This is a genomic window from Nocardia brasiliensis (assembly GCF_042691675.1).
GTDB classification, from domain to species: domain Bacteria; phylum Actinomycetota; class Actinomycetes; order Mycobacteriales; family Mycobacteriaceae; genus Nocardia; species Nocardia brasiliensis_D.
This window is the reverse complement of sequence record NZ_CP170507.1, coordinates 2,058,682-2,082,389: the sequence shown is the minus strand read 5'-3', so window position 1 is coordinate 2,082,389 and position 23,708 is coordinate 2,058,682. Positions and strand designations below refer to the sequence as shown.

Here is a 23,708-nt window from a genome sequence, read left to right as displayed (position 1 = left end):
AGTTTGACATAGAATGTCAAGCAGTAACGAAACCAATCTGCCCGAGGGGACGCTGTGACCGCTCCGGACGAGGCGACCGACGACGCGCTCTCCGCCATCGATCTCGCGATATTCGATGCCGCCCGGCGCTGCGTCGAAGAGTTCGGTGTGCGCCGCACCACCCTCTCCGAGGTGGCGCGCCGCGCCGGGGTGAGCAGGCCGACCGTCTACCGGCGCTGGCCGGACACCGGCTCGCTGGTCGCCGAACTCCTGGTCCGCGAGTTGCGCGCGATCGTCGCCGCGACCATGCCCACGGCGGGCAACGGCCGTACCCGACTGGTCGACGGTATCGTCGCGGGCGCCGCCAAGATTCGCTCGAATCCGTTGTTCGGCAAGATCTTCCGTACCGACACCGACCTGATGCTCACCTACGTCTTCGGCCGCCTCGGCCGCAACCAGCGCGCGCTGATCGAGCTGTTCGCCGAAGGCATCCGGGCAGGCCAGCAGGACGGCTCCATTCGGGACGGCGACCCGGAGCAGTTGGCCACCATGCTGCTGCTGATCGCGCAGTCCGCGGTTCAGTCGGCGGGCACGGTCGCCCCGCTGCTCGCCGATGCCGATCTGAACACGGAACTATCTCGCGCGATCGACGGCTATCTCGTTCCCACCGGAACGAATCACTCCGGAAAGGCATTGCGATGACAGCGAATTCGGTGTCGCGGGGAGATTCCGCGCTGAACGCGGACCGCCGCACCCGGGAGCTACGGCAACTCGGCGACGAGCCGCAGATCGATGTGCTGGTGATCGGCGGCGGTGTCACCGGCGTCGGCGCCGCGCTCGACGCCGCCGCACGCGGGCTGCGGACGGTGCTGGTGGAGCGGCACGACCTGGCCTTCGGGACCAGCCGGTGGAGCTCCAAGCTGGTGCACGGCGGCCTGCGGTATCTGGCCAGCGGCCAGGTCGGCATCGCGCACGAGAGTGCGGTCGAGCGGGGCATTCTGATCCGCACCACCGCACCACATCTCGTACGCCCGCTCCCGCAGCTGGTACCGCTGCTGCCCGGCATCGGAGCCGCGCAGAGCGCGCTCGTCCGGGTGGGTTTCCTGGCGGGCGATGTGCTCCGGCGCGGCGCGGGCACCCCCGCGGCGATCCTGCCCCGTTCCCGGCGAGTGGCAGCCGCCGAAGCGCTGCGGCTCGCTCCGACCGTGCGCCGGAACGGGCTGCGGGGCGGGCTCCAGTCCTGGGACGGACAGCTCGTCGACGACGCCCGGTTGGTGGTCGCCCTTGCCCGGACCGCGGGCGCGGCGGGCGCGACCGTCCTGACTCGCGTGGAAGCCCTTGCCGTCACCGGCAATTCAGCCACCCTGCGGGACACGCTGACCGGCGAGACGATGACCGTCCGCGCCCGTGCCGTCGTCAACGCCACCGGTGTCTGGGCCGACGAGGTCGATCCCAGCATCGAATTGCGCCCGAGCCGCGGCACCCACCTGGTGTTCGCCGCCGAGTCGTTCGGTGGCCTCAGCGCCTCGCTGACCGTCCCGGTTCCCGGCAGCACCAGCCGTTTCGTCTTCGCCTTCCCCGCCGCGCACGGTCGCGTGTACCTCGGCCTGACCGACGAGGATGCCCCCGGCCCGGTTCCGGACGAACCGAAACCCACCGACACCGAGATCGATTTCCTGCTCGACACCATCAACACCGCGCTGCGAGAGCCGTTGACCCGCGCCGATATTCGCGGCACCTACGCGGGCCTGCGCCCCCTGCTGAAGACCGCCGACGACAGCACCGCCGATATCTCCCGCAAACATGCGGTCCTGCCTTCCCCCTCCGGCGTCATCACCATCGTGGGCGGCAAGCTCACCACCTACCGGCAGATGGCCGAGGATGTCATCGACGCCGCCGTCACCCGTGCCGGTCTCACCGCGGGCCCGTGCCGCACGAAGCGACTTCCGCTGGTGGGCGCGGTGTCCGGGGCCGCCCGCGACGGCATCGACGCACCACCGGTCTTGATCGACCGCTACGGCAGCGAAGCGGCCAGCATTCTGGCCGCCGCCCAACACAATCCAGCACTGGCCCGACCCGTGGCACCCGGAATAGACGTCACCGCAGCGGAATTCCAGTTCGCCGTCACCCACGAAGCCGCGCTTGATGCCGACGACCTGCTCGACCGTCGCACCCGCATCGGCCTGATCGCCGAAGACCGCGCGGCCGCCACCCCCGCCGCGCTGGCGGCACTGGCCCCGGTCACCTAGCCGTCGGGCTCAGGTCTCCGAGACGCTGCCGTCGAAGGACCAGGAATCCAGGTCGGCGCGCATGGAAGCCCGCCGCCAGTCCTGCAGACCGTGGGCGGCTTCGGCGGCGCGAATCGCCTGCAAACCTGGCGTTTGCTCCTCGTCGGTCAGGTAGCGGAAGCCGAGGCGCTCGTAGTACGGCCCGTTCCAGGCGACGTCGGTGAACGTGGTCAGGGTGATCGAGGGCATCCCGTGGTCTTTCGCCCAGAACACCGCGTGGTCGATCAGGCGTTTGCCGATCCGCCGTCCGCGGTGGTCGGGATGCACCGACACTTGGTCGATGTGGGCGACGCCGTCGACGACGCCCAGGACCAGGTAACCGATCGGATAATCGTCGTCGTCGACCCAGACCCACGCGCGCCCGGCGCGTTGGTACTCGCGCAGCGTTTCCAACGAGGGTGGTTCATCCTCGGCTACGGCTGTCATACCGATTTCAGCGAACGGTTTTCCCGCCGCGATCTCGATATCCTGAAGGACTGGCAAATCGTCCTCGGTCGCCGGTCGGATCACGGACACGTCTTGCATCATAGAGTTCACCGGACCGGCGTGGCGAGAATGCCGTCGATCAGCACGCGAAGCGCCCATTGTGCGCGCGCGTCGCCGTCGCCCGCCATCAGGCTTTCTCGCATCGCCACGATCATCGGATAACGATCGGCGGGTAACCCGGCGAACCGCTTGTCGACCTCGGCGAGGTGGGCCTCGGCCCGCATGCCCTTGGTGTTGTAGGCGCTCTGTTCGGCGGCGGCCGCGGTGATGTACAGGAACAGCAGGTCGACAGCCCACGAGTTGGTGCGCTCGTCCACCCCGCCCTCGGCGAGCAAGGCCAGCATCCGGTCGATCAGCACCAGGGCGTTCGTTCCGGTCGGAATCGCACCGAGCGCGACGACGGCCAGTCCCTCGTGGCGGCTCATCGCCACCACCGCCGCCTGCACCAGCGTTCCCAGCCGTTCCCGCCAGCTGCCGCCGGTCGGTTGCTCGATCGTGCCGAGCACGTGGTCGAGCATCGCGGCCATCAGGTCGTCGCGGTTGGCGACGTAGACGTAGAGCGAGGCCGCGCCCGTATCGAGGTCCTGCGCCACGCGACGCATGGTCAGTGCGGCCAGGCCCTCCTGGTCCAGGATGCGCAGTCCGGTTTCGATGATCACCTCGCGACTGAGAGGTGCCTTCGCCGGGCGGGCTCGGCGACTGATCGGCGCTTCACTCATGGGCCGAGCATACGCGGTGACGAACATCGTTTGACACGAACGTTGTTCGTCTCCTAGATTTCACTGCGACGAACAACGTTCGTGACAAATGCGGTTCGGTACCGGACGCTGCCTTCGACGATCACCGTGCCGCCGCCAATCAAGCGCTCCCCCGAGGACTTCCCATGATTCTCATTACCGGCGGCCGCGGCTCGGTCGGCACCAACCTGCTGGCCCTGCTGCGAGCCGACGATCTCGCTGTCCGCGTCGGCTCCCGCCGACCCGAGCAGCTGCCTGCGGACATTTCCGCGATGACCTGCGATCTGACCGACCCGAGCACCTTCCCCGCCGCCCTCGCCGGCGTCACCTCGGTGTTCCTGTATGCCGAGCCCAGCACGATCACCGAGTTCGCCACCGCCGCAACCGAAGCGGGCGTCGAACACATCGTGCTGCTGTCCTCGACCGCCGCACTCGGCCCCGACGCCGCCACCAACCCGCTCGGAAAATTTCATCTGGACACCGAGGTCGGACTCGCGGCTGCCCGGATGACCACAACCGTCCTGCGACCCGGCACCTTCGCGGGCAATGCCCGCATCTGGGCCGACGCGATCAAGGCAGGCAGTCCCGTCAGCCTCCCCTACCCGGACGCCTACACCGATCCGATCCACGAGCTCGATATCGCCGCAGCCGCCCACGCAGTGCTCACCAAGCCGGACCATCGCGGCGCCGAGCACCAACTGACCGGCCCCGAAGCACTCACCTTCCGTCAGCAACTCGACCGCATTGCCGAAGTCACCGGCCAGCCCGTCGCCGTCGACCACGTCACCCCCGAGGAGTGGAAGGAGCAGATCCGGGGACACCTCCCCATCAGCGTCGCCGACGCCCTGCTCGACCACTGGCGCCGCCACGACGGTGTCCCCACACCACTCACCGACACCGTCACCACCCTCACCGGCCGACCGTCCCGCACCTTCACTAACTGGATCGAGGACAACGCCGCAGAATTCACCGCCTGATCAGGACATGGCCCCCACAGGTGCGCTACGGGGGCGGCGGGGAGCGGCGAGATGGTGGCCACACTTGTGGACTTGGGCGAATGGCGCGAACTCCGCATCGCCGGTTCGCGCGGTTGGTAGCCCGTTGCCGAGGCAGCGACCAAAACCTCGGCGGCACTTTTCAATTCGGCGTTCCACCGTTCGTACCAGGCAGGCACGGTAGGGCTTCCGTGCGTGTGCTACCGCCCTTCGGCACCCCGATCCCCCCGACCCGCACGCTCTATGCTGGCTTCGAATGTCGGTAGTGCGCCGGGAAGGAGGGCGCGGGTGCGCAGCAAATCTTCCACCGTTGGTATCGCGCAGGGCCACGGCCTTGTCGCACGCTTCGGTGGTGTCGTCGTCTATCTGGCTGGTGAAACCGCTTCCACCGACCGGATACTCGGCGCGATCGAGGCCGTCGCGGATACCGAACATCCCGGTGCCGCGCTCGCCCAGCGGCTGGCCTCGATCGTTTTCGGCAGCACCTCCGAACCGCCCCCGTTCGGCGTGGTGGCACCGACCGCCGACGGCACCCTGATCCTGCTGCGCGGACCGGTTTTCGCCGAGCTCAACGGCGCGGAGGGCACCAGGCGACTGGACGGGGCACGCGCGTTCACCTGGGTGGACGAGATCGTGCGCGAACCGTTGCGCCGCATCACCGTCGGCACGGACACCGGAACACCGCTGAAGGCACTGCCGCGCACCGACCTGCGCGCGGGCGTGGTTCCCGGTGGCGGATTCGTCCTGCACGCCGCGGTGCGCCGTTCCGGCAAAGCAGCCAAGAGCTCCACCTCGCCGCGTCCCTCCGCCGCATCGGCAGCGGAGCCGGAGCCCACCGCCGCCGCCGGTTTCGCCGCCACCTCCGAATCCACCGGCGCCGCCGACGCCGTAGCGGCACCGACCTCGGCTACCTCTTCGTCCGCGCGCTCATCCGCCCCAGCCCGGTCCGCGTCGACGGCGGCGCCCGCGGCAACCCGGTCCGCCACCGCCGCGGTCCAACCGCCGGAATCCGCGAGGCCGCTGGTAAGACCGCGACCACCGGTCGGCAACGGGCCCGCCGCCGACCGTCCACTCGCCTGGTCCCAAGCCCGCCAGCCCCTCGGCCGCCCCGAACCCGTTGCGCTGCTGAAGCCTTCGGTGGACCGCATCATCCGCCCCGCCGCGCCCGAGCCGGGCAAGGCCGTCGGCACATTGATCCTCGAGGACGGCGCGGCCTACCCGCTGGACCGCCCCTATGTCATCGGCCGTGGCCCGCAGGCCGATGACACCGTCCGGGCCGCCAAAGCCGCCCCCATCGTGATCCAGCGCGACCGGCACGTCTCCCGTGTGCACGCCTACGTCTCGGTCGACCGCGGTAAGGTCTTCGTCCGCGACGCCCCCGCCACCTCCGGCACCTTCATCGCCCCGCCCAGCGCCGACAAGTGGACCCGAATCGGCACCGCCCCAACAGAACTCCTCCCCGGCTGGAGCATCCGCATCAGCGACCGGGTACTCACCTACCGCAGCCCCGACGAGTCCGAAGCCGACCACACCCCAGCCTGACCCGAGCGGCGCTCCCAAGGGCGCGCGGCAGGCGAAGTCACCGCGCGGGCTTCGGCGGCGCATTGGCCGCCGTGGGCGAGTGCCGAGCCTCCGGTGCTCAGGATGGCGGGCGTCGGCGAGCGCGGCGAAGGTAGCGGTGGCGCTTACCGATTCGGCGCGCACCGAGGGACGCGGCCAGTCCCGCAGCCGCGGCGAGCGCGGCGGAGCCAGCGGTGGTAGCCATCGTGGGCGGCTGCTCGAGCAAGGTCCATACCGCACCGACAAGCGCCACGGCGAGCAAGCCCGCGCTCACCGCGAGGCCGATGCTGTTGGCGACGCCGCCACGCCCCCTGCGTAACCGGCGCATGTTCGACTCGAGGTAGGCCAGCGAGAACAAGCCGAGGAGTACCACGCCGGCGGCGGTCGCGGTGGTTGTCGGCCGCTGCGCGGAGCGCAATTCCACGCGCTCGACAGCGATTTCACTGCCGTTCCGCAGCAATACGAGCTCCCCGGTAAGCGTCCCCGCCAGCACGTACTGGTTGACCGGCGCGGGCAGCACGGCACCTTGATCCCCCGGCACGAACGGGACGGTTTCCCCACCGACCGGCACCCCGAGCACCGCCACCTTCAGCGAAGCGGCGTCGGCGTCTATTCCGCTCACGCGCAACGGGATCGGCTTCGCCAGATCCACATCGACGGGCGTAGTGGCCGGATCGACACCACCGAGAGTTACCGCTCCTGGTGGCAGATCACCACCGATCTTCGGCGCGCCCAGCCCCAACACGGCCAGCACCACCGCCGCCACGGCAAGCAGACCAGCAACCGTGAAGGGCATTCGCGGCGACTTGAAGCTCACGACATCCTGGATGGGCACCAAGTCCCGCCGATCGATTTCGACCAGCGGAGCCCCGCTGTCCGGCATCGCTTGCAGCGGCCGCACCCGCGTCACCGGCGCACGCAACGGCATTGCGCCGTGGCCCCGAGGCCGCGGCCCGGCCGGTGGCCGAACGCCAGCAGGAGGCGGAGCACCACCGGAGGGCCGAGCCCCCGCCATCGGACGACCGCCGACCGGCGGGTGCGAACCCGGATGCCACGGCACCGTAGGCGGAGCATCGCCCGAGGACGGCGACCCGGTCGACCATGGCGCACTCGGTATCGCCGGCCCGAACGGGGGCGGCGTCTGCTCGGACCGCGTCTCGCCTTCGTCCGGTGCCGCGCCAGATGTAGCCGCGAGCCATGGCGTAGTCGGCGGGGCCGCACCGGACGGCTCACCCTCCTGCGGAGCGGACGTCTTCCTCGACGATCCAGCGGACGCCGAATATCCCGGTGGGGTCCGCTGCTCCGCTGGCCCGACCGGTGGACCGGGGCCCTCCTGCGTCCCTCCCGCTGCGGAATCTTCTGCCCGCTCCGGCGTGGCAGGTCGAAACGGTGGCGGTGTTCGGTTGGCGGACAACATTGTTCTAGCTGAGGGATAGGGCGGGCGCGGCCCTGGTGTCACCGGCGGTGTTCGAAGTTGACCTGCCGCCCGGCTCGGCGTCCGCCCACCCCCGGTCGCCGCCGCGACAATGGTGTCCGCCCCGATCACCGGAATACCCACCGGCGTAAGCCAATCCTCGCCCCAGCAGTAGGCGGCGGGCTGCGCCAGGGCGACGCCGAAGGCTTCGGCCGTGTCGAAGCGCTGAGCGGGATCGGTGGCCAGCCCGCGCATCACCACTGCGGCAATAGGTTCCGGCACACTCGGCGCGACCTCACCGAGTGGGATCGGTTCATCGAAGGCATGCGCGAACAGCATCGCCAGCGGGCCGTCACCGGGCGGGAACGGCAGCACTCCCGACAGCAGCTGATAAAGCATCGTGGCCAACGCGTACACATCGGTGGCGGGCGAAAGTTCTTGTCCCCGTGCCTGCTCCGGCGCGATGTAGGACGGTGTGCCGATGATGTCGCCCGCCTTGGTCACCCAGGTCTCGTCCCCGCCGACGATCTTGGCGATGCCGAAGTCGGTGAGCTTGATCGCCCCACCCGCCGCGAACATCAGATTGGCCGGTTTCACGTCCCGGTGTAGCACCCGATGCCGGTGTGCCGCTTCCAGTCCCGCCGCGCAGGACAGCGCGATCGCGACGGCGGTCGCGGCATCGTACCCGTCCGTGGCGAATCGGTCGCCCACCGTGCCGCCGGGCAGGTACTCCATCACCAGCAGGCAGAGGTCGTCGTGCTCCAGGTAGTCGAAAACCCGCACCACGTGCGGATGGTCGATCGCCGCGAGTACCCGCGCCTCCGCGACGAACCGGCGGCGGACCTGCGCGTCGTGCGCGAATTGGGCCGGAATCTGTTTGATCGCCACCGGCCTGCGCAGCCTGCGATGCATCCCCGCGAGCACCACGCCGCACCCGCCGCGCCCGACTTCGTCGCCGATGTCGTAGGCGGGCAGGGCCGCCCGCACCCGTTCGCTCTGCCCGGTCACTGCGTCGGGCCCCCGGCCGGGAACCGATAGGTGTCGGCTTCGGCGATCTCGTCCGCGTCCTCGACGTCGTCGTCGCCGTCCTCGTCCGGTTCCGGTGTCGGCGACGCGTAGCCGAGCAAGAACGCAACGGCCGCGGTAACTCCCGCGAACGCCAGCCACAGACTGGTTTCCGGCACCCACCACCGCGCCACCGACGCGGTGAACGCGAACACCAACCCGATGCCGATCCCCGGCGCGAGCAACCGCAACCCGCGCTGCCAGCGGTTGGCCGAAAGCCGGTGCCGCGCAATCGCCAACGCCGCATCGGCGATGGCGAGCGCGGTGAGCACGATCAACGCGATCCCGAACAGTCCGTACACCGACCACAGCGACCCGCGCACATCGGTGACCACCGGGATGCCCGCGACCGCCGCGCCTTCGGCCCCGTAGACCGCCAGCTCACCACCGATGAACCCGGTCGCCTGCCCCTCCAGTCCGCGCAACTCCAGCCGATACCGCAACGATTCGGATTGCCCGGACGGAATGGTCAATTCGACGGCGGTGGAATAGGAGAAGAAGCTCAGACCGAGCACCTGCCCCGCGAGATCGACGTGCCGGATCTCCAAAGGCGCACTCATATTGTTGGTCAACTCGATCGCGACCTGGATGGTGCTGCCCGGCTCGAGCCGCAACGGATCACCCACCGATGTGTCCGCGATGTCACGCCCATCGATATTCGCGGACATGTCGACGCCCTCGGGTCGCGCGCCCGCCTGCGCCCCGGTCCACCCCAGCACCATCAACAGCAGCACTGCCCAGACAACAGGCCGAATGCCGTGGCGACGACCGCTCATTCGCCCCTCCGCGCAGGTAGATGCGAAACGAGGCGATGGCCGTAATACCACCCGCCGAGCAAGAGGAAGAACACAATCACCGTCAGCGTCGATGTGCCCGCCCCCACGCTGCTGACCAGCACTACATCCAGCGGCGCGACCAGGGTGCGCCCACATTGCGCCGTGACCTGATGCCTGCCGACGTCCACCGCACCGGTGGCCAGCGGCACCTCGAACGCACCTTCCGCCGTCGCGACGGTCTTACCGACGGCGACGCCCCCGATGGCGACATCAACTGCGGATTGCGGAACACAGCCTTGACCACTGGCCTTGACATCGGTACCGGGTCCTACCGCCTGCGGCGTGAGAGCGAATGCGGCGGCGGGCAATTCAGGTGGTGCGGGTGGCGGAGGCGGCGGAAGCGGTCCGGGCTCCAGCGGCGCCACCTGCGGCGTCCGCACTGGATTCCTCGGTGGCGCAACACCTTCCGGTGCACTGGGTGGCGGGGGCGGCGGCGGTGCCACCACTTCCGGCTCCGGCGGGACCACATCGGGCGGCTTGTCGGGCGGTGGCGGCGTCGAAATGTCGGGCGGCTTGTCGGGCGGTGGTGGCGTCGAAATGTCGGGCGGCTTGTCGGGTTGCGGCGGGGTCGTAATGTCCGGCGGCTTCGGAACACTCGGCGGTATCCGCGGGCAGGTCGGCCCGTCCGGCCCGCCACATGGCTCGTGTGGCCGACGCGGCTGGGGTGGTGCGGGCGGCCTCGGCACCACCGGCCCATCGTGGGTCCCACTGCCCTCCGGTCGCGGCGGCGCTTCGCGCCCACCACTGCCCTCCTGCGGCGGTGGCGGGGATTGCTGCGCCGGAGCGGGCGACCCTGAACCGTCCCGCGTCCCACCCCCGTCTCGGGGTTGCGGCTGCGGACTCGTCGGCTGCCGCACCGGAACAGGCGCGACCGGCCCGAGGCGGCTCCCGGTGTTGTTCAGTCCATCCCCCGGCACCGGCCGCTGCGGTTCCACCGCGATCGTCGTCGGTTCCACCGTCCCCGGATCCCCGGCCGCCACGCCCGGAAACCCGGTCAGCGCAACCCCACAGAAGATCCCGATACCCCCCATGAGCACGCGACTCGCGCGTGTCCGCCGCACCTGCCGCCGCGCTGCGCCGGCACGCGCAGCATCTGATGCCAGCGTCCCCATCGGCCATGCCTTCGCTAGGCGTACCTCCGCCTTCGCTCCGGCCATGGGCGGGGTGATGACGGACTTCGTCCGACCGCTTCCGTCTTGCGTGCGATCACTAGCATCGTAATGCTCTGTGCGCCAACACGGAGGCAACTCGAACGGTCCCGCCCTCGGCTATTCCCCAGTTAGATACCCCGCAGTACCCGGCTATGGTCAGCGCCGAGCCGCCAGCGTGTTCCGCACCCGCGACGCCCCGAGTGCATACCATCGAAGTAGCTGGTCCACTGCCGACTCAGACACTCGCGAAGAGGACAATACGAACTATGCACCGTAATGGGCCGATCCAGGACATCGACGAGTCCTCGCTCACCGTGACCCCGCCGAAAGAGCAGGCCGCGGGTGTCACCGCGGTCACGGTATCGCTGAAACGCGCGGTCGATGAGATGGGCGTCATCCGCACCGCCCGCACGCTGGCTCGGGTCAATCAGGTGCACGGTTTCGACTGCCCCGGCTGCGCGTGGCCGGAGCCGTCCGGTCATCGCCGTCCGGCCGAGTTCTGTGAGAACGGCGCGAAGGCGGTCGCCGAGGAGGCGACGCTGCGCACGGTCACGCCGGAGTTCTTCGCCGCCCACTCGATCGACGAGCTGGCGGACAAGTCGGGCTACTGGCTCGGCCAGCAGGGCAGGTTGACCCATCCGATGGTGCTGCGTCCCGGCGACACCCACTACTCGCGTATCGCCTGGGACGACGCCTACCGGTTGATCGCGGATCACTTGGGCGCCTTGGCTTCTCCTGACGAGGCCGTCTTTTACACCTCCGGCCGCACCAGCAATGAGACCGCGTTCCTCTACCAGTTGCTGGTCCGCAGTTTCGGCACCAACAATCTGCCGGACTGCTCGAACATGTGCCACGAGTCCTCGGGCGCCGCACTGGTCAGCTCGATCGGCATCGGCAAGGGTTCGGTGTCGATCGATGATTTCGCCGCCGCCGACCTGATCATCGTCGCAGGCCAGAACCCCGGCACCAATCATCCGCGGATGCTGAGCGCGCTGGCGGACGCTAAATCCAAGGGCGCCAAGATCGTCGCGATCAACCCGCTGCCGGAGGCCGGGCTGCTCAATTTCCGCGATCCGCAGACCGTGCGGGGCTTCACCACCGGCGTATCCATCGCCGACGACTTCCTGCAGATCCGCCTCGGCGGCGACCTGGCGTTGTTCCAGGGCCTCGGCAGGCTGTTGTTCGAGGCCGAGGACCGCGCGCCGGGCACCGTTGTGGACCGGGAGTTCGTCGACGCCCATTGCGCCGGCTTCGACGAGTACGAAAAGCAGATCCGCGCGGTAGATTTCGACGCAGTGCTGGTGGCGACCGGCCTGACCAAAGCCGAACTCGACCGCACGGCAAAGCAATTCGCCGAATCGAAGAACATCATCATCTGCTGGGCCATGGGCCTGACCCAGCAGGCGCACGGCGTCGCCACCATCGAGGAGGCGACGAACCTGCTGCTGTTGCGCGGCATGATCGGCAAGCCGGGTGCGGGCGTCTGCCCGGTGCGCGGGCATTCGAATGTGCAGGGCGACCGGACCATGGGCATCTGGGAGAAGATGCCGGATGCGTTCCTCGACGCGCTGGACCAGGAGTTCGGCATCACCAGCCCGCGCAAGCACGGCTACGACACGGTCGAGGCCATCCGCGCCATGCGAGACGGACGCGCCTCGGTGTTCTTCGGGATGGGCGGCAACTTCGTCTCGGCCACCCCGGATACCGCGGTCACCGAGGCCGCGCTGCGCAATTGCGCGCTGACCGTGCAGGTTTCCACCAAACTCAACCGCAGCCATGTGGTGCACGGCAAGACCGCGCTGATCCTGCCCACCCTGGGCCGCACCGATCAAGATCTGCGAGATGGCATGAAACAGCAAGTGTCGGTAGAGGATTCGATGTCGATGGTGCACTTGTCGACCGGCCGACTCAAGCCGGTGAGCAAGCACCTGCGCAGCGAGGTCGCCATTGTCTGCGATCTCGCGCTGACCCTGTTCGGCGCGGACCACCCGGTCCCGTGGGCGCGCTTCCGCCGCGACTACGACACCATCCGCGACGCCATCGCCCGGGTCGTGCCGGGTTGCGCGGACTACAACAAGCGGGTGCGCGCCCGCAACGGGTTCGTCCTACCGCACCCGCCCCGGGACAGTCGTGAATTCCGCACCAGCACCGGTAAAGCCAACTTCGCGGTGAACGAGCTGACCTGGACTCCGGTCCCCGAGGGCAAGCTGATCCTGCAGACGCTGCGCAGCCACGACCAGTACAACACCACCATCTACGGCCTGGACGACCGCTACCGCGGCGTGCACGGCGGTCGCAAGGTGGTGCTGGTGCACCCCGACGACATCACCGCCCTCGGTTTCGCGGAAGACGAACTCGTCGACGTGGTTTCGGAGTGGACCGACGGTATCGAGCGCAGGGTCAAGGGTTTCCGGCTCATCGGCTACCCGACCCCACGCGGCAACGCGGCGGCCTACTATCCCGAGACGAATCCCCTTGTCCCGCTGGATCATGTCGCGGCGCGGTCGAACACCCCGGTGTCCAAGGCGGTCACCATCAGACTCGAGCGGGGCCAGCCATGAGTAGAGTCACTGCCCGTCGCAGGATGCGCCGGATCTCGCCGGCCGGCGAGGTCCAGCGACCCGACACGCTGGCCGTCGAGGAGCCGTTGGAGATCCGGATCGGCGGGCAGTCGCTCGCCATCACCATGCGCACACCAGGCAACGATGTCGACCTGGTGCACGGATTCCTGTTGAGCGAGGACATGATCGGCGTCGCCGAGGAGATCATGGCGGCCCGCTACTGCGCGGGCACCGACGTCGAGGGCCGGCAAACCTACAACGTCCTCGACCTCACGCTGCGCAACCCGGGACCGGTATCGACCCGCAACTTCCTGACCACCGGCGCGTGCGGTCTGTGCGGCAAGACGGCGCTCGACGAAGTACGCACCCGCACCCGCTACCCGATCACCGAGGGCGGCCCGGTGGTGGACACCCGGGTACTCACCGGAATGCCGGACACGTTGCGCACCAGGCAATCCCTGTTCGAGGCGACCGGCGGCCTGCACGCGGCGGGACTGTTCACCGCCGACGGCACGGCGCTCGCGGTACGCGAGGACATCGGCAGGCACAACGCGGTGGACAAGGTGATCGGCTGGGCGCTGCGCGAAAACCGCGTTCCGGTACGGGATCTGGTACTCATCGTGAGCGGTCGCGCTTCCTTCGAGCTGGTCCAGAAGGCGGTGATGGCGGGCATTCCGATGCTCGGCGCCGTCTCGGCCCCCAGTTCGCTCGCGGTCGATCTCGCGGCCGAGGCGGGTTTGACCCTGGTCGGTTTCCTGCGCGGCGACACGATGAATGTCTACACGCACCCGGATCGGCTCGGTACGGCACCGAACCCGACATCGTTGCTGGCCTGATCGCCCCTTGCCCGGACCGGATGTCCGCTTTACCGTGACAGCACGTATTCGGCGAGGTTCGGCGAGAACGGAGGGACCGATGCGGTTTTCGGTGGAGGGCACGCAAGAGGGGCTACGCGTGCGAATGCGGTTCGAACAACACCGTCGCCGCCTGCTGCTCACCCGGATCGCCTTGGCGATCTTGGCCGTGCAAGGCGCCATCGTGGGCCTGTGGGCGACCTTCGCGCCGCACTCGTGGTACACCAGCTTCCCCGGTTTCGGGATGCAATGGATCTCGCCGGACGGCCCGTTCAACCATCACCTGGCAGCCGATGTCGGCGCGTTCTTCCTGGCGCTGACCGCGGTGACGATTACGGCACTGGTCCTCAACACCACCTCGGCGGCCCGGATGGCGGGCATCGGCTGGCTGACCTTCAGCGTGCCGCATTTCATCTACCACGTCTTTCACCGGCCGGAGGACATGGGCCAGGTCAGTCTGACCCTCAGCCTGCTCGGCGCCGCGCTCCTGATCGGGCTCGGTCTGGCGTGCCTGCTCCTGCCGCCGCGCGGCGATATCCCGATGACCGATCCCGCACCGCTCAACGTGCGATTCCCCCGACGCCGACGCTGAGCGACTGGTTGCCCGACGACAACGCCCCACAGCCCTTGTAGGCGCTGTGGGGCGTTTGAACTGTCTGTGCGGCTGGGGGCTGAGCTACGTCGTCCGGACCGCGAGCAGGCGGTCCTTCGCGAGGCAAAGCCACGCCACCGACGCGAGTGTTCGGTCCCCGGTCGAACCTGCGGACTGGGGAGTCCGTCAGTCCTTCAGGGCGTCGAGCAGTGCCGCACGCTGACGTGCGCCGAGCCCGCCGATCCGACGATCCTCCGGGATCTCCGCCTGATCCATCAGCTTGGCGGCCTTCACCGGTCCGACACCCGGCAGAGCCTTGATCACCGCGGCGACCTTGGTCTTCTTGACCAGCTCATCAGAGTCGGCCTTCTTCAGCAGGTCGGCGACCGAAACCTTGCCCGCCTTCACCTTGCCGATCAGTTCGGAGCGCGCCTTGCGGACCGCTGCCGCTTTGGCCAACGCCTCAGTGCGCTGCTCCGCGGTCATGGTAGGCAGTGCCATGTCTCCTCCGCTTCCACTCGTCACTCGAACATCTGGTTGACCGGACCGAGTAAACAGCACTTCACCGGCAGCGCAAGGTCGACACACCGGGATCGGTACGGCGGAGTTAGCGATGAGTTTCCTGGCTGGACGCCGAGGAAAGCAGTAATCAACGCGCACACAACGGACGAAACGGACAAAAAGACGCACCGGTCGGAACTCTGAAGAAGACCGACGGCGCGGTAACACCGAGGCCCGTTCGAGCGACAGAACCTACGAAAGCATCAGCGCGGGATGAAGGTTCAACGGCGAACCACGGGGGGTCAAAGACGATCCCCGGCACCGGGCGCGATCGAGTTTTTCGGGTCGTCACCGTATCCCTCTACGCGGATGCCGACACCAGCACAGCAGCTGCGGGGGCATTCCAACTTTCGGGGGGATTCCCCACGGCTCGAGCCACACCGATCGCCGTGGACAGCGCAACGACAGCGCGGAACCGATCCTTGACCGCCCCCGCCGCTGTGCTGCTAATCTGCCGAATTAGAACAGGTTCCAATTCGGTAGGAGTTTCGATGACCCAGCAGATCCGCGATGCGGTCGAGCAGTACGTCAAGCTGGTCGGCTCCGGCCCGACCGAGGCCGTCGTCGACCTCTACGCCGCCGATGCGACCGTCGAAGACCCGGTGGGTACCCCGGCCCGGCACGGGCACGCCGCCATCCGGGAGTTCTACGACGTGATCGCCGCGCTCGACCGGGAGACCGAGCTGCGACCGGAGACCGTGCGCATCGTGGGCAACGAGGCCGCCTTCATGTTCACCATCGTCACCAAGGTCGGCGGACAGCGCTTCACGTTGTCGCCGATCGACGTGATGGAGTTCGACGACGCGGGCAAGATCACCCGCATGCGCGCGTACTGGAGCCAGGAAGACATGGCCATCGAACCCGAGTGACTCGCCGGTATTTTCGGCGCAGTTGACGCTCCAGCGTGCTTTCGGCGCGCGGAATCGACTATGAAGAGTAGGTGTCGACGCCACCTGTCCGCTACCCTCGCAGCGAGCTACTACCCAGCTCCCGGTGAGCGGGCAGCCCGGCGTCTTCCGATTTGTCGAGTTCCGTTCAGCCCATCCACATTTGGAGCCCGCATGCCCGACGAACACCCCTTCGACGAAGTCGCGCAGTTGGCAAGGCGGGTCGAGCGGGCCCGCGGCCGCTTGGCCTACCAGTTCGATCCCGCGCTGACCGAGGCGCTGGCCGAAGACGAGCTGGAGGCCGAGCGGGAACTGGCCGAGCGCATCCGCACCCAGGACCGCGGCCAGCGCTGGAAGTACGCCGAGGCCGTGTCCGCCGCCGCCGACCGCGCCCGGCAGACCAAAGAAGCCATCGAAAAGGCCGACATCCGCGATCTGCTGATGGCACGCAAAGCCATTGCCGCCCAGCGCCGCGAATCCAGCCCGCACGCCCAGCTGGCCTCGCTGTACCGGCACCGCGCCTGGTCGCTGCGCGCGCTGGCCGGCGTCGTGATCGCGGGCATGCTGTGGTCGGCCGTCAACGTGCAGCACAACATCGCCCCGGACGGCATCACCGACCCGCTGTACTGGTTCAGCTACCTGGTCGAAGCGATGATCAGCGTGTGCCTGGTGATCATCATGATCGGCACCACCAAGCTGGCCGAATGGGGCGTGCTGAACAGCCGCACCCAGGTGGTCGCCGCCGAAATCGTCTTGCTCGCACTGACAATCGGGCTCAACACCTATCCGCACGTCAAGGACGCCCGCTGGTTCGACGCGGGCGTGCACGCCGTCGCACCGGCGATGATCGGCGTCGCGCTGCTCACGCACAATGCCGCGAGCGCGCGGTACAGCCAGGCGATTACCCGCGCCACGGAGCACATTCGGGAGAACCCGGACTTCCCGCGGCCGCGGCAGGAAGGGCCGATGATGAGCACGGCGCGCGGGTGACCCGCGGGTTCTGATCGTCGTATCCACGGACCCGCACGCCACGGCCGCGCCAGCGGGAGGTATCCGCTCGATCTGAGCGGGATCGGTCCCCGCCGTCCCGGATTGTCCCTTCTGTCCCGCTGCTGGCACTTATAGTGACCTGGGAGTGGGTGTCCGGACAGCCGTCCACATTTCAGGGGGCCTGTCGAAGTGAAAGATCAGCAGCCTCGGCCGTCCGTCGGGGACTTGGTCACGGCCTGGCTCGTGTATGCCCTCGCGGTCGGGATCGGCGTGTTCGCGGCTTGGATCGCCCCCTTCACCGTGATGTTCACCGACGGCTGTTCGTATCACGAATGCCGAGAATGGTTGGTGCCCTGGTCACTTGGCGTGACCTTCGTCGGCGTCGGCAGCACCCTGCTCGTGACCGGGGTGATGCTCGTCGTCGCTGCGCGCCGCGGTCGGCCACCGTTCATCTGGGCAATGGCGGCACTGGGCGGCGTCCTCATTTCAGCCTGCGGCGGAATGGCTCTGATGAACGCCGCGGCCAGCGATCCACGACCGAATCTCAGTCAGCAGTCGACCCGAATCGAAGCGGGTCTAGAGCGTCTGCCCGGAGACCAACACGCCTCCACCGGAACCGCATTGTCGTTCTCAGCCCAGCCCGGCCGAGCAGGCACTCGCGGAACGTATCAGACGTGCTGATCGGTGGTGGAATGTTCCGGGGTTGTTGCGGCGCGCGAGTGGTCGGCGGTACGGTTTGCCCAGGTAACGGGGGTGGGCACCGGGACGCATCCACCTCGGATGGATTTCGGACACCGGCGGTTAGGGGAACGGATGACCAGCAGGGGGAACAAGCTGCGAGGTATCGCCCTGGTAGTGGGTGTGGTGCTGGGGTTGGCGGGGTGTGGGGGCTCGACTGATGGGTCGCCTACGGCGACCGGGGGGCCGAGTGCGACGACGACAAGTGCCACTGGGAAGCCGTCGGGCTCGAAGGATCCGGATTCAGCGATCTGGGATCCGTGCACCGCATTGCCAGATGATGCGTTGCGGGCTGATGGGCTCAACCCCGAGTCCAAAGACAAGGATGTTGCAGGCGTTGACCCCACTGGGTGGAAGGTGTGCGGCTGGCGTTCCTCTGCTCGCTGGTACGACCTGTCGGTGATGTCGTCGATTGTGACGCTCCAGCAGTTCCAGCAACGGAGCGACTTCGAGGGATTCACTGCCATGACCGTCGCAGGCCGTCCGGCATTGCGCTATACGAATGTTGGTGACGAAAAGCGCCTCGACTGCGGCGTCGCGGTAGATGTGCCACAGGGATCCGCTCGTGGCTCAGTTCTTTTCGCTGTCACAACGCGACTATCAGTGGGAAGACTCGGCGAGCCCTGCGATGAAGCGCTCCGCCACGCCACTGATCTTGCAAAGTTTTTGCCCGGAGGAGGGAGCTGACCATGGCTGCGGACGGGGTGGCGGAATGGCAGAGGCTGCTGGATTCGGCGAATGCCGGTGAACTGCGGCTCAGTCCCGAAGTCGGTAAGGATCTGGACGCCCGATGCCAGACCTACCTGGATGATTTGGATGACATCCGCAGCTCGACCTACCGAGTTCGAGCAGTAGCCGGGTTCGGGACCATGCCATCAGGCCCGATCCTTGAGAACAAGTTCCAACAGAAAGCCAAGAGCGGCGACAACTCGATCGACGCATCGATTCAAACCCACATCGAAGAAGTCCAACTGATGCGTCAAGTGTTCGCCAAGGCCATGGCGAACTACCAATCGGTAGACGAAAGCAACAGCCAGAAGATCGCGGCCATTGACGTCCCTGGGGAGGGCGGCTCATGAGTCAAGACGACTATCAAGCACGAATCATCGCTGCTCAACAGCAGTGGAATGACGACCGTACCGCGATCTACTCGCACCGCAGCCGCCTAGCACAGGAGATCGAGCAGGGCTACGATCCGCCGTCGATCACCAACCCCGGCGAGGACTTGTTCGTCATCGAGACCGGCACCTTGCAGGACCTCGTCAGCAAAGTCGAGGCGATGAAACCCGGCCAAGCATGGGAAGCCTCGCAAATGTGGCAGAACATCAGTGCCACGTTCCGGGAGAAGTCGCACACCTTCGGTGACGCAATCAAGGCGACCGTCGCAAACGGCTGGGAGGGTCAAGCCGCGCAGCAGGCAGTCCAGTCCGTCAGCCGGTACGTAGACCAGTCACAACAACTGACCCTCGCCACCGAGCTCATCTCGGTCAAACTGAACGAGCTGTACACCGGCCTACACCAAACGCAGGCCCTCATGCCACGCGCCTCCGAATCGGGCCCCGACCTGCGCGGTAAGACGCTCCCCACCGAGGGTGTGCTGAAGGTCGACGATCACAACCAGGCCGAGGCGACCGCTGAGGCGCGCCGCGTGCTCCGCACGGTGTACTGGCAGGTCGCGAACCAGACGGACACCGGTGTTCCCGTGGTGCCGAACAGCCCGACCCTGGTGAACAATCCGGATCAGCCGATGGCTCCGCCGTCCTCCTCTTCCGCGGGCCCGCAGACTTCCTCGAACACCGGCGATCCATCGAAGCAGGAAACTCAGGCATCGGGCGGCAGCTCCGGAGATCCGAAGCAGGAGCAGAACTCCAACACTCAGACGGCTGGTGAGAACCCGCAGACCACCGCCGCCGGTACAACGCAAACCGCCACTCAGGCAACCAATCCCGCGACAACGAGCTCCACTCCCACCGGCACTACGAACCAAAACACCCCGGGCACAACACCGCTGGGAACTCAGGTGCCCAGCCGAAGCACTACTCCGGGCAGCCCGAGCACGACTCGCTCCCCCGGCAGTCCTGGAAGTCCTAGCACCCGACCCGGTCCGGGCACCCCAGGCACTTCGGGCACCCCCTCCCCTGGCCGCAGCATCCCCGGCACCCCGCAACAGCCGGGAACCGCGGCACCGCTCGCCGCCCGCTCCGGCACCTCCACTACGGGCGCCGCGGGCCGCCCTGGCATGAGTGGCATGCCGATGGCAGGTGGTGCGGGCGGGAAGAAGGATGACGAAGAGACCCACCAGATCCCGGACTACTTGATCATCGACAGGTCCGAGGAGTTGCTCGGCACACCGAACCCGGCCGTACCTCCGGTGATCGGGGAAAACTGAGCGTGCGCAGTTGGCGATTCACCGGCCAGGAGTTCGACATCCTCTGGTCGGCCTACGGACGCGACCGCCTGCCTTACCCGTTGGCGTTCCGGCCGACGACGGCGGTCGATTGGGATGACCTTGTCCGGCAACGAGAGTCGGCTGTCGAGTCACTGCTCGGCCAGTATTCCGAGAACCTGGAATTGGCCCTGGCGACGCTGCTGGAACCCGAAACACGCGTCGAATCCAAGGGTTTCGGCGGTTCGGGGCTCGCCGCAGTGTTCCGGTTCCATGGCGCGGTCCGAAATGGCTCCGGCGCCACCCTTGTTCAGCTACCCGGCACGGCCGAAGACACCGGCGGTGACGTGATCATGGGCTTGTGCGCGCCGAGCGAGGTGGCCGCCGCGGCGGTGGCCGCACTACCGAAGGCACCGGCGGGCACCCACCCCGCGGTCAGCTTCCGCAGGGACGAGATCGCCGCCGACCGCCAGCGCTACGTCCGCCGCCCCGACGAGGTCAGCATCAACGAACAGCTCAACCGCATGTTCAAGCGTTACCGCACCGCCGTCGGCGAAATCACCGTATTCCCCGGCCCTTCCATCGATTCCAGGCCGACCACCGATGGTCGCGGCTTCCTCTGGACCGACTACGCCGACGACGGCCGCTACTACATCAAATCCGGCGACCCCATCGTCGCGACCCCGATGAGCCCGACCTCGATGACCAACGAGATAGCCCGCCTCCTCGACCTCACCCGCCGCTACTACCGCATGGAAAACGAGCAGAGCAAAGCCTCGTGGTGAAGGCCACAAGCACTTCGGTCACCGATGGCTGTCCGCCGCCCGCTGAACACGCTCGACGTAGCGAGACCACCAGGCGGCATCGCCCATCTCGTCATGATCACCACCCGCGCGCCCATCGATCATTTCGCGCACGATGTCGGCATGCCCCGCATGCTGGGCAGTTTCGGCAACAACCCGAACAAGCAGAGCCCCCAGCGTGGTCTTCCGACGCTCCTCCGGCCACCACGACACCTCGGCCGGGGCACCCAAGCCGAGCTGTTCGATCGACTCATCGGCGTGCCGCCAAGCCGTTCGATACAACCCCACCAACTCATCCTTCGTTTCCTCGGCCGTAGCCCACATATCGGCACCCTCCCAGATCGACTCATCCTCGACCCACGGCAACCGCACCGGAGCGGGCCGACCGACACAGTCACCCAAATACCCGAGCTCGATCCCAACAAGGTGCTTGACCAGCCCGAGCAGATTGGTAGCACTGGGCGTCACCGGCCGTCGAATGTCATACTCCCCCAAGCCTTCCAACGAAGAAAGAACGCTGTCCCGGCCCTGCTGAAGATAGCGGTGCAGATCGGCAGCGATTTCAGCCCCGATCACGTGTTGCGGGTTCATACAGGCAGGCTAGCCGGGCACTTCCCGATGCCGCGGCGAACAGCCAAGTCACACGAAGCGTTCCACCAAGAGCAGGGCACCGATGATGAGCATGGCGATGCCGGACGCTCGGGTGACTATGCGGGCGGCGGTGGGGCGGGCGCGTAGGACGGTGCGGGCCAGCACGCCGACGCACAGGTAGATGGCCGCGCAACTGGCGGTGTGGATGAGGCCGAGAGTGCCGATCTGGGCGGCGAGGGGCCAGGAGCCGGTGCGGTCGGTGAACTGCGGGAGCAGGGCGAGGAAAAGCAGGATGGCTTTGGGGTTCAGTCCGCTGATGCCGATGCCGCGTAGGACGCTGGCGCCCCATGGGGACGGATTCGTCTCCTCCGGCAGGGTGGCGGGGGCACTCGGCGCGGCCAGCGTCGTGCCGCCGAGCCACATCAGGTAGAGCCCGCCGAACACCGTGAGTGCCGTCAGCACAACGGGATTCCGGTCGACAACGGCAGCCACCCCGGCCGCGACAACCGCAGTCAATGCGACATAACCCAGGAGCAGTCCGCCGACGGCGGGCAGCACCGAACGCTCACGCAGACCGGCGGCGATCGCGTACGCCCAGTCCGCGCCGGGCACCAGGATCAGCAGGATCGACACGGTCCAGAACGCGGCGATGTACCCGACAGCCATACGGAACTTCTCCCTTCGAATAGACACTCGAAGGAAGAATAGGCGGATCGAGCCGGGAGTTGATTCCAAGTTTTCGCAGCTGAACGCGCATATGTGGAAGGATCTGCCCCATGGATCGCGTCGACCGGAAGATTCTTGCCGAGCTACAACAGGACGGGCGTTTGACGATCACCGAACTCGCTGCCCGGGTGCGGTTGAGTCTGTCGCCGTGCCACCGCAGACTGCGGGAACTGGAACGCTCCGGTGTGATCCGCGGCTACCGCGCGCTGGTCGACGCCGCCGCCGTCGGGTTGACGTTCGAGGCGCTGGTCTTCGTCACCATGCGCCAGGAAGATCGCCGCACCGTCGCGGCATTCGAGCAGGCCGTCGCCGAGATCCCGCACGTGCTACAGGCGCAGCGACTCTTCGGTGACCCGGATTTTCTGCTGCGCATCGTCGCGGCGGATCTGCCTGCGTTCCAACAGCTTTACGACGAAAAGCTGGCCACGCTACCCGGCGTTCAGCATTTGACGTCGACGCTGGTGATGAAGCACGTGGTGCACGAACGGCCGGTGCCACTGTGACGTCAATACGGGTAACGGGCGTCAATACGGGTAGCGGCGCTCGACGGCCTCCTTGGCCTCTTTGAGGCCGCAGCCGGTCAGCTCGCGGTAGCGCTTGATGGCGTGAATCTTCTTGCCCTGCGCCAAGAGCTCATCGATTTCGGCGAAGCTGCCGGAGCCGGGCCGTGCGGTAACCGGTGCCGCCCGGACCGGTTCGGCGGTGGGTATCGCGGGCAATTCTTGGATCCCCAGGTGCTCGAGGATCCGGTCCATTTTGAAGTTGAGCGCGTCGATCTTCCGCTCGAGGCGGTGGCGGGCAAACATGATCGAATCGTAGTGACCGCCACCGCGTCCCGATACTTACGCGGCGTCGAGCACCGCGTCGGCGAGGTTGGTCGCGGTGTCGAAGGCGACCACGTCCCCGGCGACCGTCAGCAGTCGGTCGACGCAGCGGGGACCGGTGACCAGGCGGACCCGGCGGTCGGTGTGTTCAGCCCAGGTGCGCGCCTCGATCAGCACGTGCAGACCGGCGACGCCGAAGAACGTCACCTGGGACAGATCGATGACCACCATCGGTGCGGCTGTGCTCAGTGAGCCGATCAGCCGGTCACGGAACAGGTCGGCGGTGTAGAAGTCAACCTCACCCGCGACAGCGCATAGGGTGACCATTTCACTCGGCGAGGTAAGGGAAACACTCAGTCGGGCCGCCGGTTCCGGGGCGTTCGGTATCGCACCGCGCTCGGGGATAGGCGCGGGTCTCGACGTGGTGGCGAGGGATGCAGGAGTAGCAAGTGTTGACGACATGAGGATCTCGGTCCTGTCGCGCACGGCAAAGACGTCCGTTGCCGGCAATGCGTTGCGCCCCGGCCGCGTTGAGCGGTCCAGGACTAGGCTGTCTGCTCAACCCTGAATCAGGGGTACCCCAGCCGCCGAGCGGCTACACCTTTTTCTGGCAACTTCTTTCCTACTGGAAACAAAGACTCTCGCACGGCAAACAAAGAGGGAAGCCACCGCTTCGCGGCGACT

The 23,708-nt window shown here is 67.4% G+C and carries 25 protein-coding genes; 15 read left to right on the top strand and 10 right to left on the bottom strand.

Features of this window, described 5'->3' with window-relative positions; translation table 11 throughout:
- Window positions 1–54: 54 nt before the first annotated feature.
- Together ACFK0J_RS09700 and ACFK0J_RS09695 are read left to right on the top strand one after the other, a co-directional pair.
- The gene (locus ACFK0J_RS09700; RefSeq protein ID WP_378738585.1) at window positions 55–681 is read left to right on the top strand and encodes a TetR/AcrR family transcriptional regulator; all 627 of its coding nucleotides are present in this window, start codon (window positions 55–57) and stop codon (window positions 679–681) included.
- Complete coding sequence (locus ACFK0J_RS09695) at window positions 678–2,228, top strand: glycerol-3-phosphate dehydrogenase/oxidase (RefSeq protein WP_378738583.1); 1,551 nt, start codon at window positions 678–680, stop codon at window positions 2,226–2,228. Before ACFK0J_RS09700 ends, ACFK0J_RS09695 begins: the two co-directional genes overlap by 4 nt.
- A gap of 9 nt (window positions 2,229–2,237) precedes the next feature.
- On the opposite strand, the gene ACFK0J_RS09690 is transcribed toward ACFK0J_RS09695, so the two are convergent.
- Both ACFK0J_RS09690 and ACFK0J_RS09685 read right to left on the bottom strand, forming a co-directional pair.
- Entirely contained in the window at window positions 2,238–2,792 is a 555-nt protein-coding gene (locus tag ACFK0J_RS09690) for a GNAT family N-acetyltransferase (protein ID WP_378742721.1), read from the bottom strand.
- Between the two features lie 8 nt (window positions 2,793–2,800).
- Complete coding sequence (locus ACFK0J_RS09685; RefSeq protein ID WP_378738581.1) at window positions 2,801–3,472, bottom strand: TetR/AcrR family transcriptional regulator; 672 nt, start codon at window positions 3,470–3,472, stop codon at window positions 2,801–2,803.
- A 164-nt stretch (window positions 3,473–3,636) separates the two neighbouring features.
- Here ACFK0J_RS09685 and ACFK0J_RS09680 point away from each other — a divergent pair, with 164 nt between their 5' ends.
- Window positions 3,637–4,467 (top strand): SDR family oxidoreductase, encoded by an 831-nt coding sequence (locus tag ACFK0J_RS09680; RefSeq protein ID WP_378738579.1) that lies wholly within the window; start codon window positions 3,637–3,639, stop codon window positions 4,465–4,467.
- A gap of 306 nt (window positions 4,468–4,773) precedes the next feature.
- A complete protein-coding gene (locus tag ACFK0J_RS09675) occupies window positions 4,774–6,027 on the top strand; it encodes an FHA domain-containing protein (protein WP_378738577.1) in 1,254 nt (417 codons plus the stop codon).
- A gap of 97 nt (window positions 6,028–6,124) precedes the next feature.
- Here the strand turns inward: ACFK0J_RS09675 and ACFK0J_RS09670 are convergent, their stop codons facing one another.
- From ACFK0J_RS09670 to ACFK0J_RS09660, 3 genes are read right to left on the bottom strand one after another with little or no spacing between them, the layout of a single operon-like run.
- A complete protein-coding gene (locus ACFK0J_RS09670; protein ID WP_378738575.1) occupies window positions 6,125–8,467 on the bottom strand; it encodes a protein kinase in 2,343 nt (780 codons plus the stop codon).
- Complete coding sequence (locus ACFK0J_RS09665; protein ID WP_378738573.1) at window positions 8,464–9,300, bottom strand: hypothetical protein; 837 nt, start codon at window positions 9,298–9,300, stop codon at window positions 8,464–8,466. The genes ACFK0J_RS09670 and ACFK0J_RS09665 overlap by 4 nt, the downstream gene beginning before the upstream one ends.
- Window positions 9,297–9,740, bottom strand: coding sequence for a hypothetical protein (locus tag ACFK0J_RS09660; RefSeq protein ID WP_378738571.1), 444 nt, complete (start codon window positions 9,738–9,740; stop codon window positions 9,297–9,299). The genes ACFK0J_RS09665 and ACFK0J_RS09660 overlap by 4 nt, the downstream gene beginning before the upstream one ends.
- Before the next feature lie 1,037 nt (window positions 9,741–10,777).
- On the opposite strand from ACFK0J_RS09660, the gene ACFK0J_RS09655 reads away from it, so the two are divergent.
- The 3 genes from ACFK0J_RS09655 (at window position 10,778) to ACFK0J_RS09645 (ending at window position 14,518) form a co-directional block, all read left to right on the top strand.
- Window positions 10,778–13,072, top strand: a complete 2,295-nt coding sequence (locus tag ACFK0J_RS09655) for an FdhF/YdeP family oxidoreductase (RefSeq protein ID WP_378738569.1) — start codon at window positions 10,778–10,780, stop codon at window positions 13,070–13,072.
- On the top strand, window positions 13,069–13,908 hold the full coding sequence (fdhD, locus tag ACFK0J_RS09650; protein WP_378738567.1) for a formate dehydrogenase accessory sulfurtransferase FdhD: 840 nt from the start codon (window positions 13,069–13,071) through the stop codon (window positions 13,906–13,908). Before ACFK0J_RS09655 ends, fdhD begins: the two co-directional genes overlap by 4 nt.
- 79 nt (window positions 13,909–13,987) lie before the next feature.
- Window positions 13,988–14,518 (top strand): hypothetical protein, encoded by a 531-nt coding sequence (locus tag ACFK0J_RS09645; RefSeq protein WP_378738566.1) that lies wholly within the window; start codon window positions 13,988–13,990, stop codon window positions 14,516–14,518.
- A 186-nt stretch (window positions 14,519–14,704) separates the two neighbouring features.
- Here the strand turns inward: ACFK0J_RS09645 and mihF are convergent, their stop codons facing one another.
- Complete coding sequence (gene mihF / locus ACFK0J_RS09640) at window positions 14,705–15,019, bottom strand: integration host factor, actinobacterial type (protein ID WP_029895202.1); 315 nt, start codon at window positions 15,017–15,019, stop codon at window positions 14,705–14,707.
- Window positions 15,020–15,570: 551 nt separating this feature from the next.
- Here mihF and ACFK0J_RS09635 point away from each other — a divergent pair.
- The 7 genes from ACFK0J_RS09635 to ACFK0J_RS09605 all read left to right on the top strand — a co-directional run bounded on the left by ACFK0J_RS09635 (window position 15,571) and on the right by ACFK0J_RS09605 (window position 20,865).
- On the top strand, window positions 15,571–15,948 hold the full coding sequence (locus ACFK0J_RS09635; protein ID WP_218475191.1) for a nuclear transport factor 2 family protein: 378 nt from the start codon (window positions 15,571–15,573) through the stop codon (window positions 15,946–15,948).
- A gap of 192 nt (window positions 15,949–16,140) precedes the next feature.
- The gene (locus ACFK0J_RS09630; RefSeq protein WP_218475189.1) at window positions 16,141–16,956 is read left to right on the top strand and encodes a hypothetical protein; all 816 of its coding nucleotides are present in this window, start codon (window positions 16,141–16,143) and stop codon (window positions 16,954–16,956) included.
- A 189-nt stretch (window positions 16,957–17,145) separates the two neighbouring features.
- The gene (locus ACFK0J_RS09625) at window positions 17,146–17,637 is read left to right on the top strand and encodes a hypothetical protein (RefSeq protein WP_378738564.1); all 492 of its coding nucleotides are present in this window, start codon (window positions 17,146–17,148) and stop codon (window positions 17,635–17,637) included.
- A 99-nt stretch (window positions 17,638–17,736) separates the two neighbouring features.
- Window positions 17,737–18,381, top strand: a complete 645-nt coding sequence (locus tag ACFK0J_RS09620; protein ID WP_378738562.1) for a DUF3558 domain-containing protein — start codon at window positions 17,737–17,739, stop codon at window positions 18,379–18,381.
- A gap of 2 nt (window positions 18,382–18,383) precedes the next feature.
- Entirely contained in the window at window positions 18,384–18,773 is a 390-nt protein-coding gene (locus tag ACFK0J_RS09615; RefSeq protein ID WP_378738560.1) for a hypothetical protein, read from the top strand.
- Window positions 18,770–20,083, top strand: coding sequence for a hypothetical protein (locus ACFK0J_RS09610; protein WP_378738559.1), 1,314 nt, complete (start codon window positions 18,770–18,772; stop codon window positions 20,081–20,083). Before ACFK0J_RS09615 ends, ACFK0J_RS09610 begins: the two co-directional genes overlap by 4 nt.
- 2 nt (window positions 20,084–20,085) lie before the next feature.
- The gene (locus ACFK0J_RS09605) at window positions 20,086–20,865 is read left to right on the top strand and encodes an ESX secretion-associated protein EspG (protein ID WP_378738556.1); all 780 of its coding nucleotides are present in this window, start codon (window positions 20,086–20,088) and stop codon (window positions 20,863–20,865) included.
- Window positions 20,866–20,883: 18 nt separating this feature from the next.
- Here the strand turns inward: ACFK0J_RS09605 and ACFK0J_RS09600 are convergent, their stop codons facing one another.
- Together ACFK0J_RS09600 and ACFK0J_RS09595 are read right to left on the bottom strand one after the other, a co-directional pair.
- Window positions 20,884–21,474 (bottom strand): DinB family protein, encoded by a 591-nt coding sequence (locus ACFK0J_RS09600; RefSeq protein WP_378738553.1) that lies wholly within the window; start codon window positions 21,472–21,474, stop codon window positions 20,884–20,886.
- A 48-nt stretch (window positions 21,475–21,522) separates the two neighbouring features.
- Window positions 21,523–22,140 (bottom strand): LysE family translocator, encoded by a 618-nt coding sequence (locus tag ACFK0J_RS09595; protein WP_378738551.1) that lies wholly within the window; start codon window positions 22,138–22,140, stop codon window positions 21,523–21,525.
- Between the two features lie 110 nt (window positions 22,141–22,250).
- Here ACFK0J_RS09595 and ACFK0J_RS09590 point away from each other — a divergent pair, with 110 nt between their 5' ends.
- Window positions 22,251–22,703 carry an Lrp/AsnC family transcriptional regulator gene (locus ACFK0J_RS09590; protein ID WP_378738550.1) on the top strand — a complete coding sequence of 151 codons (453 nt, stop codon included), beginning with the start codon at window positions 22,251–22,253 and terminating at the stop codon, window positions 22,701–22,703.
- Between the two features lie 21 nt (window positions 22,704–22,724).
- On the opposite strand, the gene ACFK0J_RS09585 is transcribed toward ACFK0J_RS09590, so the two are convergent.
- Both ACFK0J_RS09585 and ACFK0J_RS09580 read right to left on the bottom strand, forming a co-directional pair.
- A complete protein-coding gene (locus ACFK0J_RS09585; protein WP_378738549.1) occupies window positions 22,725–23,006 on the bottom strand; it encodes a ribosomal protein L7/L12 in 282 nt (93 codons plus the stop codon).
- Between the two features lie 36 nt (window positions 23,007–23,042).
- Window positions 23,043–23,351, bottom strand: coding sequence for an STAS domain-containing protein (locus ACFK0J_RS09580; protein ID WP_378738547.1), 309 nt, complete (start codon window positions 23,349–23,351; stop codon window positions 23,043–23,045).
- Window positions 23,352–23,708 lie beyond the last annotated feature (357 nt).

Coding starts and splice junctions, on each gene's coding strand:
- mihF (WP_029895202.1), bottom strand. CDS start 15,019: ATGGCACTGCCTACCATGACCGCGGAGCAGCGCACTGAGGCGTTGGCC.
- ACFK0J_RS09690 (WP_378742721.1), bottom strand. CDS start 2,792: ATGCAAGACGTGTCCGTGATCCGACCGGCGACCGAGGACGATTTGCCA.
- ACFK0J_RS09595 (WP_378738551.1), bottom strand. CDS start 22,140: ATGGCTGTCGGGTACATCGCCGCGTTCTGGACCGTGTCGATCCTGCTG.
- ACFK0J_RS09680 (WP_378738579.1), top strand. CDS start 3,637: ATGATTCTCATTACCGGCGGCCGCGGCTCGGTCGGCACCAACCTGCTG.
- ACFK0J_RS09685 (WP_378738581.1), bottom strand. CDS start 3,472: ATGAGTGAAGCGCCGATCAGTCGCCGAGCCCGCCCGGCGAAGGCACCT.
- ACFK0J_RS09590 (WP_378738550.1), top strand. CDS start 22,251: ATGGATCGCGTCGACCGGAAGATTCTTGCCGAGCTACAACAGGACGGG.
- ACFK0J_RS09615 (WP_378738560.1), top strand. CDS start 18,384: ATGGCTGCGGACGGGGTGGCGGAATGGCAGAGGCTGCTGGATTCGGCG.
- ACFK0J_RS09695 (WP_378738583.1), top strand. CDS start 678: ATGACAGCGAATTCGGTGTCGCGGGGAGATTCCGCGCTGAACGCGGAC.
- ACFK0J_RS09620 (WP_378738562.1), top strand. CDS start 17,737: ATGGATTTCGGACACCGGCGGTTAGGGGAACGGATGACCAGCAGGGGG.
- ACFK0J_RS09585 (WP_378738549.1), bottom strand. CDS start 23,006: ATGTTTGCCCGCCACCGCCTCGAGCGGAAGATCGACGCGCTCAACTTC.
- ACFK0J_RS09610 (WP_378738559.1), top strand. CDS start 18,770: ATGAGTCAAGACGACTATCAAGCACGAATCATCGCTGCTCAACAGCAG.
- ACFK0J_RS09635 (WP_218475191.1), top strand. CDS start 15,571: ATGACCCAGCAGATCCGCGATGCGGTCGAGCAGTACGTCAAGCTGGTC.
- fdhD (WP_378738567.1), top strand. CDS start 13,069: ATGAGTAGAGTCACTGCCCGTCGCAGGATGCGCCGGATCTCGCCGGCC.
- ACFK0J_RS09630 (WP_218475189.1), top strand. CDS start 16,141: ATGCCCGACGAACACCCCTTCGACGAAGTCGCGCAGTTGGCAAGGCGG.
- ACFK0J_RS09665 (WP_378738573.1), bottom strand. CDS start 9,300: ATGAGCGGTCGTCGCCACGGCATTCGGCCTGTTGTCTGGGCAGTGCTG.
- ACFK0J_RS09655 (WP_378738569.1), top strand. CDS start 10,778: ATGCACCGTAATGGGCCGATCCAGGACATCGACGAGTCCTCGCTCACC.
- ACFK0J_RS09600 (WP_378738553.1), bottom strand. CDS start 21,474: ATGAACCCGCAACACGTGATCGGGGCTGAAATCGCTGCCGATCTGCAC.
- ACFK0J_RS09580 (WP_378738547.1), bottom strand. CDS start 23,351: ATGGTCACCCTATGCGCTGTCGCGGGTGAGGTTGACTTCTACACCGCC.
- ACFK0J_RS09645 (WP_378738566.1), top strand. CDS start 13,988: ATGCGGTTTTCGGTGGAGGGCACGCAAGAGGGGCTACGCGTGCGAATG.